The organism is Limosilactobacillus sp., from assembly GCF_022482365.1.
Lineage (GTDB): Bacteria > Bacillota > Bacilli > Lactobacillales > Lactobacillaceae > Limosilactobacillus.
This window is the reverse complement of sequence record NZ_JAKVPE010000001.1, coordinates 1,477,750-1,495,769: the sequence shown is the minus strand read 5'-3', so window position 1 is coordinate 1,495,769 and position 18,020 is coordinate 1,477,750. Positions and strand designations below refer to the sequence as shown.

Sequence of the window (18,020 nt, the reverse complement as noted above, 5' to 3'; positions counted from 1 at the left end):
ATTGTTGACAAAAGTCCCTGGATAGACTAAATTAAGATAGTCTACACAGGGACTTTTTAGGAGGAAAGCATGCCAAACGAACAAACTGAAAAATTATGGTTAGCGATCACCCTGGCCGGTAAGGGCTACGCGACTTGGAGCGCGGCTCACGGGATGAGCGAGTACTTCAGCACCGTTTTGTGCGAACTCTATATCAATCCCGGGCAGAGCCAACGCCAGTTGATTGACCATACCGGCTACCCTAAGCAGTCGGTCAACAAGGCCGTCAAGCAACTGCGCGATCAGGGATACCTTACCGTGTCCGTTGATCCCCAAGACAACCGGGTCAAGGTCTGCACCTTGACTCCGGCCGGCCGGAAACTAGCCAAGGAAGAGCTGGCTCCGCTCTTTAGGATCGAGGAGCGCACCGCGAAACAGTTTGGTGACGATAAGATGAATCAGCTGGTTCACTTGGCGGAAGAGTGGAGCCAGCTCTTTTGGAAAAGCCTGCGAAGGGAGGAAGATGAAAAGTGAAAATCCTATGGCCGCATTTAAAACACTATAAGAAAGACATTGTCGGCGCCCTGGTGGCGATTGTGGTGGCCGCCCTGGCCTCGCTCTGGCAGCCTCGGCTGCTGGAGAACATCCAAAAAGCCTTGCTGGCAAACCAGCAGGAGGCCGTCTTCCGTGACGGAATCTGGCTGATCGTCCTCGGCCTGGCCGCAATCGTCGCCGGGATCTTCAACGTCTACTTCGCCGCCCGGATTGCCCAGGGGGTAACCAGTGACCTGCGTGAGGAGACCTACGCGAAAATTCAGCAGTTCTCCCTGGCCAATATCGAGCATTTTTCGTCCGGCTCACTGACGACCCGGCTGATCAACGATATGAACCAGGTGATGAACGTCATGATGACCATCTTCATGATGCTGCTGCGGATTCCAATCATCCTCATCGGTTCCTTCGCCCTGGCGATCATCACGATTCCGCGCTACTGGTGGGCGCCGGTCATCATGGTGGCCCTGATCATCGGGGCCGGGATCTGGGTCCTGAAGAACATGAACAGCCTCTTTGCCAAGTACCAGGTACAGATGGACCGGATCTCGACGAAGGTGAAGGAGAACCTCCAAGGGGTACGGGTCGTCAAGTCCTTCAACCAGGGGGACAATGAAGTCCGGCGCTTCAACCAGGTCTCTGATCGGCTGAACGATTACAACATCAAGATCGGCTACTGGTTCTCGGCGGTGATGCCGGTCTTCCAACTGATTGCCTACCTGATCATTGGTCTGGTGATCTACCTGATCGGGACGACGATTTCCACACACCCGGCCGACGTGACGGTAATCAGCCCATACGTTTCCTACATCACGACCCTGCTCTTTGCGATCATGATCGGGGGAATGGTGATCATGACCTTCTCCCGGGGAATGGTTTCGGTTCGGCGGATTGGTGAGGTCCTGGCGACCGAGCCAACGGTGACCTACCCGGCTAGCGATCAGTTCGGCCGCCCAGACGGTTCAATCGAGTTCGACCACGTCTCCTTTGCCTACCCGGACAGTGTGGACGAGACGCTGAAGAACATTTCATTTTCGATTGCTCCCAAGCAGATGGTCGGAATTGTCGGCGCCACCGGGTCGGGTAAATCTACCCTGGCCCAGCTGATCGCCCGTCTCTATGACCCAACGGCGGGGACGGTGAAGATCGGCGGGCACGATATCAAGGCGTTGAGCGAACCGACTCTCCGGCAGACGGTGGCCCTTGTCTTACAGAAGACAATTCTCTTCTCGGGGACGATTGCCGACAACCTTCGGCAGGGAAAGGAAAATGCCAGCACGCGGGACCTGGAGCGGGCGGCTGAGATTGCTCGGGCCGGGGAATTCATCGATAAGTACCCGGACCGCTTTGACCACGTAGTCGAGGAGCGCTCCGCCAACTTCTCCGGGGGCCAAAAGCAGCGGCTTTCGATCGCCCGGGGCGTGATCGGCCAGCCGCCAATCCTGATTCTGGATGATTCGACCTCGGCCCTGGACGCGGAGTCGGAGAAAATGGTTCAGCAGGCCCTGGAGCATGATCTGCCGAACACGACGACCCTGATGATCGCGGAAAAGATCAGCTCGGTCCGCCATGCCGACACAATCCTGGTGCTCGATCAGGGACGGTTGGTGGCCCAAGGCACCCACGAAGAGCTGCTGAAGACGTCGCCGGTCTACCAGGAAATCTACCGGACGCAGAAGGCCAAGGAAAGGAGGGCCGATCTCAATGAATAAGGAACCAGAACAGAGTGCTACCAAGAAGGCGCTGAACTACTTTTACCGCTACCTGAAGCCCTACTGGAAGGGGATCACGGTGGTGGTAGTCCTGAGTCTGATCTCGACCGTCTCCCAGGTTCTGGCGCCGCTCTTCATGGGACGAGCGGTGACCAGCCTGACCAAGTTCGTGACGGCCGCCTTCCATGGCCAGTGGCACCTCACCCGCTTTTACCAGGCGCTGGGGTTGATGCTGGGTGCCTACGTTCTCGGCATTGTCGCGATCTTTATCGCCTGGATGGTAATGTCGCGCTTTAACGCCAATTCCACGAACGACATGCGGGAGAACCTCTTCAGCAAGTTCCAACGGATGACGATTCGCTACTTTGACACCCACCAGGACGGGAAGCTGCTGTCACTGTTCACCTCGGACCTCGATAACATCTTCAACGCCCTGAACGAGGCGGTCTTCGAAATTATCTCGCAGAGCGCCCTCTTCATCGGCACGGTTGCCATCATGTTCTACGCCAACCCGACACTGGCCCTCCTGACGATGGCTACGACCCCGCTGATTTTAATCGTCAGCCTGATCATCATGCGGAAGGCCCGGACGTACCTGGACCATCAGCAGGATGAGATTGGGGAGTTGAACGGCTACATCAACGAGCAGATCAACGGCCAGCGGGTGATTATTGCCAACGGCCTGCGCCAGCAATCGGTGGCCGGCTTCCGGAAGTACAACGACCGGGTCCGCAACGCGATGTTCAAGGGGCAGTTCTACTCGGGAATGCTCTTCCCACTGCTCAATGGTTTGTCACTCTTGAACCTGGCGATTGTGATTGCCGGTGGCTCCTGGATGATCGTTAGCGGTCAGGTTGGCCGGGCGGTTGGATTGGGCCTGATCGTGACCTTCGTTTCCTACTCGCAAACCTACTTCCAGCCGCTGACCCAGCTGACCTCGATCTACTCGATGATTCAACTGGCCCTGACCGGGGCACGGCGGCTGAACGCGGTCGAGGAGCAGCCGGAAGAAAACCAAGAAAAGGATGGCCGCGTGCTGAAGGGCCTAGAACACGGTGTCCAGCTCAAGGACATTCACTTTGGCTACCAGCCCGACCGTGAGATCCTGCACGGGGTCAGCGTCGGCGTCAAGAAGGGGCAATCCGTGGCGATCGTTGGGCCGACCGGATCCGGGAAGACGACGATCATGAACCTGCTCAACCGCTTCTACGACGTCGATTCCGGCCAGGTCGAATTCGACGGGACCGACGTGCGGGACATTACCCTGCGGTCGCTGCGGGATAACGTCGGGATCGTTCTGCAGGATTCGGTCCTCTTCACCGGGACGATCGCGGATAATATCAAGTATGGCAAGCCCGCGGCCAGCCAGGAGGAGGTCGAGGCGGCGGCCAAGGAGGCTCAGATTCACGACTTTATTGAGAGCCTGCCGGACGGCTACGCGACGAAGGTTTCCGACGAGCAGTCGATCTTTTCAACCGGGCAAAAGCAGCTGATCTCGATTGCCCGGACGATCCTGACCGACCCGGCCTTCCTGATCCTGGATGAGGCAACCTCGAACGTCGACACGGTGACCGAGGCGAAGATCCAAAGGGCGATGGACGCCGTGATCGCGGGGCGGACGAGCTTCGTGATTGCCCACCGGCTGAAGACGATTTTGAACGCCGATCAGATCGTGGTCTTAAAGGACGGCCAGGTGATCGAGCGGGGGACCCACCAGGAGCTGCTGGCAGAACGGGGCTTCTACTATGATCTCTATACTAGCCAGATGACGTTTGAATAAAGAAAGTGCCGAGGAGAAATTTCCGTTTCTCCTTGGCACTTTCTAGTTTTAAATTCTATTTACGAACTAAAATGATTGAACCGATCAGGCTGACGACGGCAAAGAGGGCACCGATGTAGCCGATCTGACTGATGGTCACGAAATTGACGCTGACGGCGGCGACAAAGGAACCGATCGTCACGCCCACGTTGGTACAGATGGGGTTGAGTGACGAGGCCAGGCTCATCGCCTCCGGATAATCGCGCTCGGCGACGTTTAAAAACATCACCTGCAGGATCGAACCGGGCATTCCCAGCACGAAACAGATCAGGCAGAGGAGGACGATCCCCAGCCAGGAAAAGCGGAAGCAGGTTCCCATCAAGATCAGCAGGAGCAGGCAGGCGGCGCTGATCAGGGGGATTTTTTGGATTCCGTAGTGGCTGGAAATGATCCCGGCGCAGGTATTACCGATGATGAACATGACCCCGATCAGGCCCAGCAGCCAGTTTAGCTGGCCAACGCTGAAACCGAGAACGTCGGTGATGATCGGCCGAATATAGGTGTAGAAGGTATACTCGGCGGCCATCAAGGTGACCATCACGATGACACCCCACAGGATCCGCCGGTCGGTCATTAAATGCAGCTGATGGCTGATCGAACCGGTCGCCTGTTGGGTGTGCCGGGGCACCAGCTTGTACAGGCAGGCGGCCACGATGATTGTCAGCAGCGAAATTACCAGGAAGCTGATGTGCCAGGATGATAGCATGCTGATGGTCGTGCCGATCGGGACCCCGATGATCGTCGCGGTGCTGAAGCCTGAGAAAACGGCGGCCACCAGCATGGAGCGTTTTTCGAGCGGGGCGACGATGCTGACGAAGACCAGGATCAGCGAAATGATCGTTCCGGCGACGGCGGCCGTCAGGATTCGCGAGGCAAAGAGCCAGACCAAATTCGGCGCCAGGGCGGTCATGGTGTTGCCGACCAAAAAGGCCGCCATCAGGATCATTAAGACCTTGAACCGGTCGTACTTAGCGGTCATGGTGGTCAGAACCGGCGTGCAGATGGCGTAGGTCATGGCAAACATCGTGACCAACAGCCCGACTGCCGAAAGCGAGGCCTGGTAGGAACGGGCGATGTTTGACAGGACGCCCACGACCATGAACTCGTTGCAGCCCAAAAGAAAGGCCGTCAGTACAAAGACCGCGGCTTGCAGACGGAAGCGTGAAGTATTCAAATAACCAAATCCTTTCGGTAAGCATAATAATGCGTTAATTGGCACGTTTTGTTTAGCGAAGGAAGGGGGACAAAATGGCGAATTGCTTTTAAAACCCCGTTGATATTCCGGTTATTATTATACAATAATTTGCTTGCTTTTAGGTAAAACGTTGTAAAAATATCACCTTAGTACAAGTCATGATATTCTTGGACGAATTCGCCGAAGTAGGGCAGGGTAAATTTTACTTCACCCCACGCTGGCGCGATGATAAGCTGATCGTCAATCAAACGCCGGCGGTAGATGGAAATGTAGTTTTTGGGCTTGCCCATTTTCGCCCCAATTGCGGCGGTTTTGACGGGTTCCTGATTCAGACTAGCCATTGCGTAGACAAAGTCTTGATCGACGTCGGAAAGCTCCTGGTACATTTTAAGGTAGACGTTTCTGAACAGTTCTTCCTTGTACTTAGGAAGGACCTGCATAATCGTTCCCCGATTGATTTGCTGGGCTCCGGTCCGCCATAAAAGGAATCCAAGCAGTTGAAAGGCATAGGCGTAACCATTAGTGGCCTTGGTGATGTAGTTTAGATTTGCGGAATTGATGGAGCGACCGTCACGGGAAAAGGCCGTTTGGTAGCTGCTTTTAATGGTAAGGAGGCTGAGGGGTTCAAGATAAATTCGCTGGCTTCGGAGCAGGAAGGTGAGCACATCGTCGTTTTGCAGCTCCGAAACCTTGCTGGGAAGGCCCGCCATCAGCAGGGCGATGTGGTATTCATTGCGCAAAAGAATTTGATAAATTGAAGCAAACTCCCTTAACGCGGGGGTGGAACTAATCTCATCAATGGTAATTAGCAACTTGAGTTTCCGCTGGTGAAGGGTTTCCGCCAGTGATTCCAGCAGGGGTTGGTGCGGCGAATTTGTTACACTGGAACGATCACGCTGGTAGGCTACCTTCAAAATCCCCGCCGTGTCTACGCTGATGCCGTTAATCCCCGTCAGCAGCTTTTGCAGCCCACGATCGGCCTGCTTGTAGACCAATTCAATTAGCGTTGGGATCAGCTTGTCACTCATGGTAAGGTCGACGACTAGCCAGTCGGGAAGCTTCCTGATATCACGGCTGACGTCAGTCAAGAGCGCAGTCTTTCCAGAGCCACGCATCCCGTAAATGAGGGTGGTTAAGTAGGGACTGTCAACATCCTGAATGTCAGTTTCAAGCTGTTTGACGGTTTGGGTGCGGTCCAGGTAAATTTTGGGAACCCGACCGAAGCTGGGGTTAAAAGGATTTTTCACGAGCCATCCTCCTTTTATACTTTTTGTTTTCTTTTATACTTCTTTATACTTTTTCTCTATTTTATACTTCTTTATACTTTTTTGCTACCCTAAATTTCAAGAATAAGTTAGCCACTGGACTCAAATAAATAATACTGACCAATTGATTATTGGTTGATGGAGCTGTGATATCTCTTGGTAGAAGGCCTTACGATAGATATCCATTGACGAATGTCCATTAAACATAGCTCGTGGATAGTGATTCATCCAATCATTAGTCGCTATGATCTGAGCACTACTATAGTTATTTATAGCTTCACCTTTGGTAATCTCCTTGCGGAGAAACCGGTTATTGATCTCATTGGATCCACGTTCCCAAGGGGAATACGGATCAGCATAGAAAACATGATCGTGAACTTGTGTTAACTCACTAAATTCTGAACCGTTGTCAGAGGTTATTGTCTTAAAAATGCGATAGTAAGCATCTGTGCCCATTTTCTGGCGCAAATTTATAAAGAACTGATTTACTGCATGCGCAGTTTTACCAGCAATTTTACTCGTGATATTAACTCGTGAAAGGCGATCAGTCATTACTAGTACAACACTGTCATTACCGTTTTTCTGTCCCTGAACTGTATCCAGTTCCCAATGGCCAATTTCGGACCGTTGGTCCGCAGTTTGAGGTCGTTGAGCAATATTAGGCCCTAAGCACCTTTTAGCTTGCGGATGAGTTTGATGATGCTTACGTTTAGGTTTTTCAAAGAGGTCTAAATTGGACGTACGAAGCACACCCTCATTAATCCATTGATATAAAGTTACAACCGACTTTGGGATCAGGGTGCCATCATTCATTAAATCTCGAGCCTTATAAATAACCGCTTGTGGGGAGTAATGGTGGTCGTCAAACTCACCAAGCATTAGCTGATCAGCTAATCGTAAAAATTGCTTTGAAGAATAATATAAGCGACGACGACCAGAATGGCGGTGATGTTCAAGATATGTGGCCTGACCAGCTTCATAACTATAGATGTAGTAAGAATATTCGTAAATCTTACCATTAGATTTTTGACGACGAAGTTGGCGGACCGTACCACGGTTGAGCTCGTTATTAATTGTTTGATGATTAACTCCTAATTGGCGACCAATTGCGCGATTGGAAAGTCCTTGCGACTTTAAAGTCGCAATCATCACACGTTCTTCTTTAGTAAGATGAGCATTCTTTTTATGAGTAGTCAATAAAATAGTAGACATGGTATCATTTAAGTGCGTCATTTGACGGACATCCTTTCATATAGGTTTGGTTCACTTAATATGATACCTGATGTCACGCCGAATGGCGTTTTTTATTTACCACCAACTGGGTGGCTAACTTCATTCTATAATCTACCACTTTTTTGCTACCAGAACGGCAGCGCAGTAACCGGAAGATTTCTGGCCGAATTAGTTGACTGGAACCTTGGTTCATAGTTTACAATGATGAGTTGTAATAAGGGAGGTGGAGCCAGTGAACCAAAATGACGTGATCCAATACATTCGCCAGCAATTCGGTGTTCAGCCGAACTATCGCCTGGCCCAGCAGTGGAACGCCTGCGTCTTTGCTTCCCCCGTCAACGGTCGCTGGTTTGCCCTCTTGGAGCAGCCCCAGGGTGAGACTGGTCGCGCCTACCTGGATATTCAGGCAGAGGAGCCGGGACTAGGAGAAGCGCACCGGATGCACAAGGCTGGCTGGCACGGGGTGATCCTTGACGACCAGACGCCGGTGGCAACAATCCAGGCTGCCCTCAGCCGGGCCTTCAAGCAGAGCCTGCAGTCGCCGGAAGGGGCCAAGCAGACCGAGCGGCTCATCTACGTGCCACCAGTTCGCCAGACCCACATCTACCACGATCAGCCACTGCCACAGCTAGGCGAGCGGGCCCTGCCCTTTGCCAAGCACAAGCAGTTGCCGGCGCCCCTGCAGAAAATGCGGAAGCTCTACGACTACACATTGCCACCAGCCAGTGGTCGGGCGAAGAACTTTTACGTCCAGGGGCAAAGCGTGGCGGACTATACGGACGACTATCGCTACCAAGGCGATTTTCACCGCTATTTTCCTGTCTACCACGACATGACGACCGCCCAGCTGCGCGGCTACTTTGCCTGGCGGACCAAGATTCGTCAGGGGGAGTATGTCCTGGCGCCGGACTCCTTTGCCTACGTTTACCTGTACGAGCTGATCAACCAGATCGGGGTCAAGACACCCGAGGAGGGTTACCAGAAGCTGCGGGACTTTCAGCATGGCTATGCCAAGTTGATGGATCCACGGATGGGTCAGTGCCTTCAGCAGTGGCTTCGTGACTACACGATTTACTATCAGCTGCCTGATTCGGCAATGCGGGAACAATTTCAAGAACAGATCGCAGCAGACGATGCCTATTGGACCCTGGTCAAACCGACGGAGCAACCGGCCGCGGCCGTAACGGCGGCCCTGGAGAATTATTCTTCCTATGATTTCGGCCGCTGTCCTCTTAAGAAGCGGGATCCGGCCCTGACGGCGGCGATCGTCAAGGCAGCTTGGTGCCGGTTGTGCCACCTGCCGGACGAAAACGTCGAGAGCAATCTCCTGGGGTGGCAGGGGGAAAGCACGACCCGGCCGTTTGCGAACGCGGTCTTTTATGACCGGCAGCCGCAGCGACGGTTTAGTCGCCAGGTCGACGCTCTTTGCAGCTACCACTATCACGACGGCCGCTGGGAGCACCGCTACTGCGTTCCGGCCCAGCGGCGGGCGCAGAAGATCGGTTGCCTGCTGCACGAAATTGACCGGCTCATTCGCCAGGAGTTTCATTTGGGCCGACGACTGAAACCGCGACCACTGGCACAAGCGATGCTGACGCAGATCGAGCCGGCAATTGCGGAGGCCCGCCACCAGATTGAAGAGGAGCGCCGGCCGAAAATCAAGATTAACCTGGCCAATCTGGACCAGATCCGGGCCGACGCGTCGGTAACCAGGGAGAGCTTGCTGACGGACGAGGAAAAGGCCGCCGAACGGGCCGAGGAGCAACGGAACGTGGCCAGTGTCGCGAACACCGTGCCCCAGCCCGCGGCACCGCAACAACCAGCGGAAGAGTCGCCTGCTTCGGACAGCACAAGCGCAGCGTCCGGGGGTGCAGAACTCGGCCTGACAAAGGACGAATCCTACCTACTGGTTCATCTTTTGGCCGGGACGGATTGGCAGGATTATGTTCGCCAGCACCACCTGATGGTCAGCATTTTAGTTGATGGCCTCAACGAAAAGCTGTTTGACGAGATTGGTGACACGGTGATTGAATTTGATGATCAGGACCAGCCCGCAGTCATTGATGACTACCGGGAGGATCTTGAGGATTTACTAAAGTGAGGAGAAAAGCATGCCAGAAGTACGTAAACGGGTTCCCAAGCGGATTGCCCAAACAATTCTGAATTCACTCAAGGGTGGTGTGGTGCCACGGATCGGCCTGCCCTACATCGCGGTCGGCCGTAAAGACGAGATCGCGGCTCTGCTCCACGACGTCGACATCATCAGCGAAGGGGGCGCCTCCTTCCGCTTCATCATGGGGCGCTACGGCTCGGGGAAGAGCTTCCTTCTGCAGACGATTCGTAACTACGTGATGGACAAGGGCTTCATCGTGGTCGACGGCGACCTCTCGCCCGAGCGCCGGCTGCACGGCGGCAACGGCAAGGGGCTGGCCACCTACCGGGAGCTGATTCAAAACCTGTCCACCAAGACGCGGCCCGAGGGTGGGGCCCTCAACCTGGTCCTCGACCGCTGGATCAGCTCGGTCCAGGCCAAGGTGGCTAGCGAGCAGGGGATCGACCCGAGTGCGCCCAATTTCGCAACGGCGGTCGACAAGGAGATCTACAAGGTGATCGCCTCCTTAAACGAGCTGGTGCACGGCTTCGACTTCGCCAAGCTCCTTGAGATGTACTACCGCGCCTACGTGGATGATGACCAAGAGACCAAGGCCAAGGTGACGAAGTGGTTCCGGGGCGAGTACGACCGCAAGACCGACGCCAAGAAGGAGCTCGGCGTCAACATCATCATTTCCGACGACGACTGGTACGAGTACCTGAAGCTCTTCGCCGCCTTCTTCCGCCAGGCCGGCTACCAGGGGATGATGATCATGATCGACGAGCTGGTCAACATTTCGAAGATCCCGAACAGCATCAGCCGCCAGTACAACTACGAGAAGATCCTAACGATGTACAACGATACGCTCCAGGGCAAGGCCAAGTACCTGGGCATCATCATGTGCGGGACCCCGCAGGCGATCGAGGACCGGCGGCGGGGCGTCTACTCATACGAGGCCCTGCGCTCGCGGCTGACCGCCGGGAAGTTTTCCCGTGATGGGGCCCGCGACATGTACGCGCCGGTGATCAAGCTGGAGCCGTTGACGGCTGAAGAAATGCTGGTGCTGACGGAGAAGCTGGCCGACATGCACGCCAACCTGTACGGCTACCAGCGGACGATCAGTGAGGAGGACCTGGCGACCTTTATCAAGATTGAGTACGGCCGGATTGGGGCGAGTGCCAACATCACGCCCCGGGAGGTCATCCGGGACTTTATTGAGCTGCTGGACATCCTCTGGCAGAACCCGGGAACTGACGTGAAGACCCTGCTTAATTCCGACCAGTTCAACTACAACCAGTCGGCTGCCGTCTCCGACAAAAAGGACGACGGTTTTGCGGAATTTACGATTTGATTTGCCAAAGGAGGTGAGCGGAAATGGACGTCTTTTCACGGTACGCGCCCTTTATCCAGGACTACATCTATAGCCAGGGCTGGCGCAGCCTCCGGGCAATCCAGCAGGCGGCCGGTGAGGCAATTTTTACGACCGACCAGAACGTCCTCCTGTCCGCCCCGACCGCCTCGGGAAAGACGGAGGCGGCCTTCTTCCCGATCCTGACCCTGATGGATGAGGAGCCGCCGTCCTCGGTTGGTTGCCTCTACATCGCCCCGCTCAAGGCCCTGATTAACGACCAGTACCAGCGGCTCAACGTCCTCTGCCACGAGCCGGGGATCCCGGTCTGGCGCTGGCACGGCGACGTGTCACAGTCGCAGAAACGCAAGCTGCTCCGCCACCCGTCCGGCGTCCTGCAGATTACTCCGGAGTCACTGGAGTCCCTGATGCTCAACAAGCACATGGATATCCCCAGCCTCTTCGGCGACCTCCGCTTCATCGTGATCGATGAGATCCACTCGATGCTGCGGGGCGACCGGGGTGGGCAAACCTTCTGCCTGATTGAACGCCTGACCCGCCTGGCCGGCTGTCATCCCCGCCGGATCGGCCTCTCCGCGACGATTGGCGATCCGCGGTTGGCCGGTCAGCTCTTAGCGGCCGGCAGCGGTAAGGGGACGGTCATTCCGAAGATCGCTGACACCCATGAGGTCTGGCGCCTTTCGATGGAGCACTTTTACAAGGACCCGGTCCAGGCCGGTGACGATGCCAACGTCAAGGACGCCCAGCCGGTGCTCGAACAGGCAACCGACAAGGCGCCGACGATGGCAGATCCGGGCCTGGCCTACGTCTTTGAGCACACCCGGGGAAAGAAGTGCCTGGTCTTCACCAACAGTCGGGAAGAATGCGAGGCGGTCTGCCAGGCGCTGCGGGCATACTGCGCGGCCAACCACGAGCCCGACCGCTTCATGATCCACCATGGCAATCTCTCGACCTCCTTCCGGCAGACGGCCGAGGAGGCGATGCGGGACGAGAACTCCCTGATGACGACTTGTGCGACCGCCACCCTGGAGCTGGGAATTGACATCGGTCGGCTCGAACGGGCCTTTCAGATCGATGCTCCCTTTACCGTCTCCGGCTTCCTGCAGCGGATGGGCCGGACCGGTCGCCGGGGCAACCCGCCTGAGATGTGGTTCGTGATGCGTGAGGAACATCCCGAGTCGCGGGCGATGCTGCCGGAGCTGATTCCCTGGCCGCTGATTCAGGGAATTGCCCTGGTTCAGCTCTACCTCGAGGAACGCTTCGTGGAGCCGCCGCGGACCGGACGCCTGCCTTACAGTCTGCTCTATCACCAAACGATGAGCACCCTGGCAGCGGGCGGCGAGATGACCCCGGCCGAACTGGCGTCGCGGGTCCTGACCCTGTCGTACTTTCACAACATCAGCCAGGACGATTACCGGGTCCTCCTGCGCCACCTAATTAAGATTGACCACATCGAGCAGACGGAAAATGGCGGGGTGATTGTTGGTTTGGCCGGTGAGCGGGTCGTCAACAACTTCAAGTTCTACGCGGTCTTCCAGGAAAATGAGGAATTCAGCGTTCACTCCGGTTCCGAAGAGCTGGGGACGATCGTCAAGCCGCCGCCGGTTGGCGACAAAATCGCCATCGCCGGGCGCGTCTGGGTGGTCGAGGACGTGGACCGCAAACGCCACCAGGTTTACTGCCACCAGGTCAAGGGCCGGATCCCGGCCTACTTCGGCGACGTGGCCGGCGACATCGATCCGCGGATACTGGAACGGATGCAGCAGGTCCTGGCCGAGGATAAGTCCTACCCATACTTGATGACCAACGCGACCGCCCGCCTGCGCGAGGCTCGGGCCACAGCACAGGCGGCGGAGATGCTCAATGAGTCGTTGATCAACCTCGGTGGCAAGATGTGGTGCCTTTTCCCGTGGACAGGGACTTATGCCTTCCTGGCCCTGGAGCGCTTATTGCGGCTCAAGTGTGCCGACCGACTCGGCCTGCGCGGCTTCAACTCGGTCCGGCCCTACTACATGGAATTCTCGATGGACGCCTCGGCCGACGAGTTCTACCAAGTTATCGGCGAGGAAGCGGCCAAGGACTTCGATCCGCTCGACTTGGTGTTTGAAAACGAGGTCCCGGTCTTCGACAAATACGACCAGTACGTCCCGGACGAGTTGATCAAAAAGGGCTTTGCGCGCGGCGTTCTCGACGTAAAGACGATGAAGAGCTGTGTGCGGCGGATGATTCGCAAGCACCGGCGCGATAAGACGAAGGAATAAAGAAAATCGGTACTCTAGCATTGGGAATGCTGGGTACCGATTTTTGCTATTTTTTTATTATTGCGGTTGGTAATTTTCTTTCAAAAAAGCCCCCATCGCCTGCGGGGCGTGACCAGTAATGTGGCGAAAGTCACTGGTGACTGCGTCCATCAGCCCCATTGCGGCGGCCTGGTACATCGAGGCCAGCTCATCGCCATCACCCTCGGCCCGGTAGATGTCGGCGAATTCCTGGACGGAAACGGGGGCGTAACCAATCTGCTTGCCGGTGGCGGCGGTCATCAGGCGGGCGAGTTCGACCATGTTGTAATTCTGCCCCATCGTCAGCAGGTAGTTCTGGCCGTGATCGCGCAAGTAGGGCTTAACCGCTACGTTAGCGATCGCTTCCGCACTATCGGTTCGGGAGATGAAGCTCATTGCCTGGTCACCGATTGGGTAGATGACGTTGTGGCGCTCAATCAGTTCTGGTAAATAGGGGATCAGCGGATCGGCGTAGAGCGCGTTTTTGACGACCGCGTAGTTCAGCCCTGATGAAGCCAGGCGTGCGGGCAGGTAGGCGTAGTAGCCGGCCATCTGAAAGGGATTGTTGGCCTGGTCGGCGATGAAACTGACGTCCACCAGGTTCTGAACCCCGGCCCGCTGCATGGCGGTCAGGGAGTTTTCAAACTCGTTGAGCCGGTCCTGGACGTTGTAGGTGATGCTGGGGATGTAGACCAGAACGTCGACCCCCTGAAAGGCGGTCACCATCGAATCAATATTGCGGTAGTCGACGGCGGCCAGCTCAAAGCCGGCGTCCTTGAGCTTGGCGGCCTTGGCAGGGGTGTGGACCCCGAGACGAATGTTTTCCTTAGCGGTCAATTTACTGAGCTGTTCGACCACCTGTTGACCGAGGTGACCGGTGGCACCGGTAATCATGTATTGCATACTATTCTTCCTTTCTCTGTTGCGCTTCCTTTTGGGCCTGCTTGACGAGGACCGTGTTGATGATGTCCTGGAGGCTGATCTGGGCCAGCTTGGCCTCAGCCGCCACTTCGGCCTGACGATAGTAGGCTGTCAGGGTCTCCTGGATGTTGCCACCGACAACGCATTCGGGATTGGTCTTGGGGTCGACGGCGAAGAGGTGGGAATCGCCCTCGACGGCTAGGAAGATGTCGTAGAGGGAGATTTCACTAGGATCCTTGGCCAGTTGGGGATCGGCGGCGCCGTGAATGGTGGTGATCAGGCCAGCCTTGCGCAACTGGCTCATCAGCCGGCGCACGACTACCGGTGAGGTCTCGACGCTTCCGGCAATGTTGGTGCTGGTTAGCGGGATCTTGCCCGCGTAGATGTTGATAAAAGCGAGGATATGAATACTGTCGCTAAAACGAGTTGAGATTTTCATTTTGATCAGTCCTTTGGCATTATTGTAATTAATCAAGTTACAAATATCAAGTATCTAAATTGCTGACCATTGGCGAACTAATGCTTTTATTAACTTGACAAAAAGCAAGCTAGAGAATATGATCGTGACAGTTGAAACGATAAAAGTTACACTCGGAGGCGGAACTGCATGAATTTTAGAAGAATAGCTGGGGCGACCGGGCTTGCCCTGCTGTCACTCGTGGTGATGCTGGGCGTGTTCGAAACGCCCAGCAGTGCCAGCAAGCAGTCGTTGATTGTTGGCTCCAAGAACGGTGTTGAGAGCAGGACGGTTGGCGAAATCTATGCTCTAGCCCTCGAACATGCCGGCTATCGGGTTGTCCGCAAGCCCAACGTCGCCAACAGCGTGATCTTTTCCGCCACGCAAAAAGGCCAGGTCGATGTCTACCCTGACTACACGGGAACGATCGTGGAGACCTACCTCAAGCAAGACGGGCGAGGAAAATCGAGTGTCCAGATGGCCAAGATGGCGAAGGCGGGCGTAAAGAAGAAGGACCTGACCACCTTCGACTACGCGCCCGGTGATGACCGGCAGGGGATTGGGATGCCGACGAAGACCGCGCGTAAATATCACATTAATAATCTGAGCGACCTCCAGAAGAAGGCCCCGCAGCTGCGGTTCGCTTCCCAGGGTGAGTTCGAAAAACGCGTCGATGCGCTGCCGGCGATGGAAAATGCGTACGGCAAATACCGCTTCAAATCACTGAGAGACTACGATGCCAGCCTGCTCTATCAGATCATGAAACAGGGCAAGGCGGACGCGGCACCGGTATCGACCACCGATGGTCAGCTGGCGACGAAGAGGTTCACTTTAATTAAGGACAATAAGGGCATTTGGCCGCCGTACAACCTGGTCCCGGTCGCCAACATTAAGGCGACTAAGCGCTGCCCCAAAATGGCGCGTACCCTGAACAAGGTCGACGCCAAACTGACGAACAGGGAGCTGACGAGGCTGAATCGAAAGGTTAGCGTTGACGGGCAAAACTACCGGATGGTTGCCCGAAATTGGTATCGGCAAAACATGAACTAGCATTGAGGAGGGGGAATTGCCCTTGTTAAGACAGATTATTCGCTATTTTCAAACCAACAGCGGCCAGTACTGGCAGTACGTTGGTCAGCACCTCGAGCTCTGCCTACTGACCCTGGCGATCTCGCTGGTGATTGCCCTGCCGCTGGGCTACCTGGGCTCGCGGGTCAAACCGTTGGCCAGTTTCTGCACGGCCTTTGCCCAGGTGCTGCGGATCATTCCCAGCCTGGCGCTGCTCTTCCTGCTGATCCCCTTTCTCGGCACTGGGATGGCACCGGCTCTGATTGCCCTGGTCGTGCTGGCCTTGCCGCCGCTTTTGATCAACACGATCCTTGGCTTTAATGAAGTCAGCCCGACCTACAAGGAGATTGGCTTGGCTCTCGGGATGGATTGGCGTCAATTGCGGCGACAAATCGAGATCCCGCTGGCCCTGCCGTACATTTTGAACGGGATCAAGCTGGCCCTGGTCGAAATCATCGCCAGCGCGACCCTGGCCACCTACATCGGTGCCGGGGGCCTGGGGACGCTGATTTTCACGGGATTGGGTCTTTATGACATGTCCTACGTCATCATCGGGGCGGTCAGTGTGGCGCTCCTGTCACTGTTTTCGATGCTCGGTTTTGATTATCTTATTAGGAGGGTTCAAAAAAATGGCCACGGCAAGTATTCAATTTAAGCACGTCAAAAAGAGCTTCGGAACAAACACCGTCATTCCCGATCTCTCCTTTACCGTCAACCAGGGTGAGTTCATAACGATCCTGGGCTCTTCTGGTAGTGGAAAGACGACCACGCTGAAGATGATTAACGGCCTATTGAAGCCAGATGCAGGTGAGATACTGATCGCCGGCCGACCACTGGCGGAGTATAACCTAGTTGAATTGCGCCGTCACATCGGCTACGTGGTTCAGCAGATTGGCCTTTTCCCACACATGACCATCAGTCAAAACATCGGGGTGGTGCCACAATTGCTTGGCTGGGAACAGGACCAAATAGTTTCACGTGTAACACAGCTGCTGAAACTGGTGAAACTTGATCCGGGCAAGTACGCGGATCGTTATCCGAGCCAGCTTTCTGGTGGGCAGCAGCAACGGATCGGCGTGGCCCGTGCGCTGGCTGCCAACCCGCCTTACGTCCTCTTTGACGAACCGTTTGGTGCCCTTGATGCCCTGACCCGACTGGAATTGCAAAAGGAGATCAAGCGGATCCACGCCACCCTTTCCGGGAAGACGTTCCTCTTTGTTACTCACGATATCAACGAGGCGCTTTACCTGGGGCAGCGGGTGCTGGTGATGAACAGAGGACGAATCGAACAATTCGCCACCCCGCGGGAAGTAGTGGCCCATCCAGCAACCGAATTTGTCCGCGACCTGCTGGGTACCGTCCGGCAGAACCAGGAACTGTGGGGGCAAGGCAATGATTAAATACTGGCAAGAAAATGCGCCCCAAATGCTGCTAGAGGTGGAACAGCACGCGGCGATGGTCCTGTCCGCCTTGGCGATCGCCCTATTAATCACGATCCTGCTGGTGCTATTTTTCCTCCGGCGCCAGCGTTGGCTGAACGGGCTGGTATATTTCTTTTCCCTCCTGTATTCAATCCCGAGTTTTGCCTTTTTCGCCCTGCTTTTGCCGCTGTCGGGCCTTGGCATGTGGACGGCGGTGATCGTGCTGACGGTTTACAGCGAATACATCCTGCTGCGGTCATTTATCACCGGCATCCGGGGTGTTGATTCGGACCTGGTGGAAGTGGCTCGCGGCCTGGGGATGACTAACTGGCAGGTCATTGCACGGGTACAGCTGCCCCTGGCCCTGCCGGCAATTTTCTCCGGCATTCAGGTTGCCCTGGCATCGACAATGGCGATGGCGACGATCGCGGCAACTATCAATGCCGGGGGTCTCGGCCAGCTGCTCTTCGACGGCCTTCAGAGCCTGCGGGTGGTGCCGATTCTCTGGGGGATCCTGCTGACAATGGTGCTGACCTTGCTTTGCGCCGGCGCAATCTGGTTGCTGCAGTGGGCGCTGACCCGGCGGTGGGCGAAGATGGTGAGAATTTGATAGAAATAAAAATGCTCGATTTTTCGGGCATTTTTTTAATACTATTCT

Annotated in this window: 15 protein-coding genes; 10 read left to right on the top strand and 5 right to left on the bottom strand. The window is 55.6% G+C overall.

The features are described from left to right. Positions 1-69 precede the first annotated feature (69 nt). From LKE23_RS07040 to LKE23_RS07030, 3 genes are read left to right on the top strand one after another with little or no spacing between them, the layout of a single operon-like run. Entirely contained in the window at positions 70-513 is a 444-nt protein-coding gene (locus LKE23_RS07040) for a MarR family winged helix-turn-helix transcriptional regulator (RefSeq protein ID WP_291976645.1), read from the top strand. Next, a complete protein-coding gene (locus tag LKE23_RS07035; RefSeq protein WP_291976644.1) occupies positions 510-2,243 on the top strand; it encodes an ABC transporter ATP-binding protein in 1,734 nt (577 codons plus the stop codon). Before LKE23_RS07040 ends, LKE23_RS07035 begins: the two co-directional genes overlap by 4 nt. Continuing rightward, the gene (locus LKE23_RS07030) at positions 2,236-4,023 is read left to right on the top strand and encodes an ABC transporter ATP-binding protein (protein WP_291976643.1); all 1,788 of its coding nucleotides are present in this window, start codon (positions 2,236-2,238) and stop codon (positions 4,021-4,023) included. Before LKE23_RS07035 ends, LKE23_RS07030 begins: the two co-directional genes overlap by 8 nt. A gap of 55 nt (positions 4,024-4,078) precedes the next feature. Here LKE23_RS07030 and LKE23_RS07025 read toward each other — a convergent pair whose 3' ends face one another. From LKE23_RS07025 to LKE23_RS07015, 3 genes are all read right to left on the bottom strand, one after another. Next, complete coding sequence (locus LKE23_RS07025; protein WP_291976642.1) at positions 4,079-5,236, bottom strand: MFS transporter; 1,158 nt, start codon at positions 5,234-5,236, stop codon at positions 4,079-4,081. A gap of 167 nt (positions 5,237-5,403) precedes the next feature. Continuing rightward, positions 5,404-6,504 (bottom strand): ATP-binding protein, encoded by a 1,101-nt coding sequence (locus LKE23_RS07020; RefSeq protein WP_291976641.1) that lies wholly within the window; start codon positions 6,502-6,504, stop codon positions 5,404-5,406. A 120-nt stretch (positions 6,505-6,624) separates the two neighbouring features. Beyond that, positions 6,625-7,755 carry an IS30 family transposase gene (locus LKE23_RS07015; RefSeq protein WP_291976173.1) on the bottom strand — a complete coding sequence of 377 codons (1,131 nt, stop codon included), beginning with the start codon at positions 7,753-7,755 and terminating at the stop codon, positions 6,625-6,627. Between the two features lie 232 nt (positions 7,756-7,987). Here LKE23_RS07015 and LKE23_RS07010 point away from each other — a divergent pair, with 232 nt between their 5' ends. Genes LKE23_RS07010 through LKE23_RS07000 form a run of 3 tightly spaced genes read left to right on the top strand, consistent with a single transcriptional unit; the run spans position 7,988 to position 13,477 of the window. Beyond that, a complete protein-coding gene (locus tag LKE23_RS07010; RefSeq protein WP_291976639.1) occupies positions 7,988-9,856 on the top strand; it encodes a TerB N-terminal domain-containing protein in 1,869 nt (622 codons plus the stop codon). Positions 9,857-9,866: 10 nt separating this feature from the next. Continuing rightward, on the top strand, positions 9,867-11,198 hold the full coding sequence (locus LKE23_RS07005) for an ATP-binding protein (RefSeq protein WP_291976638.1): 1,332 nt from the start codon (positions 9,867-9,869) through the stop codon (positions 11,196-11,198). Positions 11,199-11,221: 23 nt separating this feature from the next. After that, entirely contained in the window at positions 11,222-13,477 is a 2,256-nt protein-coding gene (locus LKE23_RS07000; protein WP_291976637.1) for a DEAD/DEAH box helicase, read from the top strand. Positions 13,478-13,534: 57 nt separating this feature from the next. Here the strand turns inward: LKE23_RS07000 and LKE23_RS06995 are convergent, their stop codons facing one another. Further along, on the bottom strand, positions 13,535-14,398 hold the full coding sequence (locus LKE23_RS06995; protein ID WP_291976636.1) for an SDR family oxidoreductase: 864 nt from the start codon (positions 14,396-14,398) through the stop codon (positions 13,535-13,537). Position 14,399: 1 nt separating this feature from the next. Continuing rightward, positions 14,400-14,855 (bottom strand): Rrf2 family transcriptional regulator, encoded by a 456-nt coding sequence (locus tag LKE23_RS06990; protein ID WP_291976635.1) that lies wholly within the window; start codon positions 14,853-14,855, stop codon positions 14,400-14,402. A 168-nt stretch (positions 14,856-15,023) separates the two neighbouring features. Between LKE23_RS06990 and LKE23_RS06985 the strand changes: the two genes are divergently transcribed. The 4 genes from LKE23_RS06985 to LKE23_RS06970 are packed head-to-tail and all read left to right on the top strand — an operon-like array spanning position 15,024 to position 17,972. After that, complete coding sequence (locus LKE23_RS06985; RefSeq protein ID WP_291976634.1) at positions 15,024-15,923, top strand: glycine betaine ABC transporter substrate-binding protein; 900 nt, start codon at positions 15,024-15,026, stop codon at positions 15,921-15,923. A 22-nt stretch (positions 15,924-15,945) separates the two neighbouring features. Next, the gene (locus tag LKE23_RS06980; protein ID WP_291976633.1) at positions 15,946-16,596 is read left to right on the top strand and encodes an ABC transporter permease; all 651 of its coding nucleotides are present in this window, start codon (positions 15,946-15,948) and stop codon (positions 16,594-16,596) included. After that, complete coding sequence (locus LKE23_RS06975; RefSeq protein ID WP_291976631.1) at positions 16,571-17,341, top strand: ABC transporter ATP-binding protein; 771 nt, start codon at positions 16,571-16,573, stop codon at positions 17,339-17,341. Before LKE23_RS06980 ends, LKE23_RS06975 begins: the two co-directional genes overlap by 26 nt. Beyond that, positions 17,334-17,972 (top strand): ABC transporter permease, encoded by a 639-nt coding sequence (locus tag LKE23_RS06970; protein WP_291976630.1) that lies wholly within the window; start codon positions 17,334-17,336, stop codon positions 17,970-17,972. The genes LKE23_RS06975 and LKE23_RS06970 overlap by 8 nt, the downstream gene beginning before the upstream one ends. Positions 17,973-18,020: the final 48 nt, after the last annotated feature.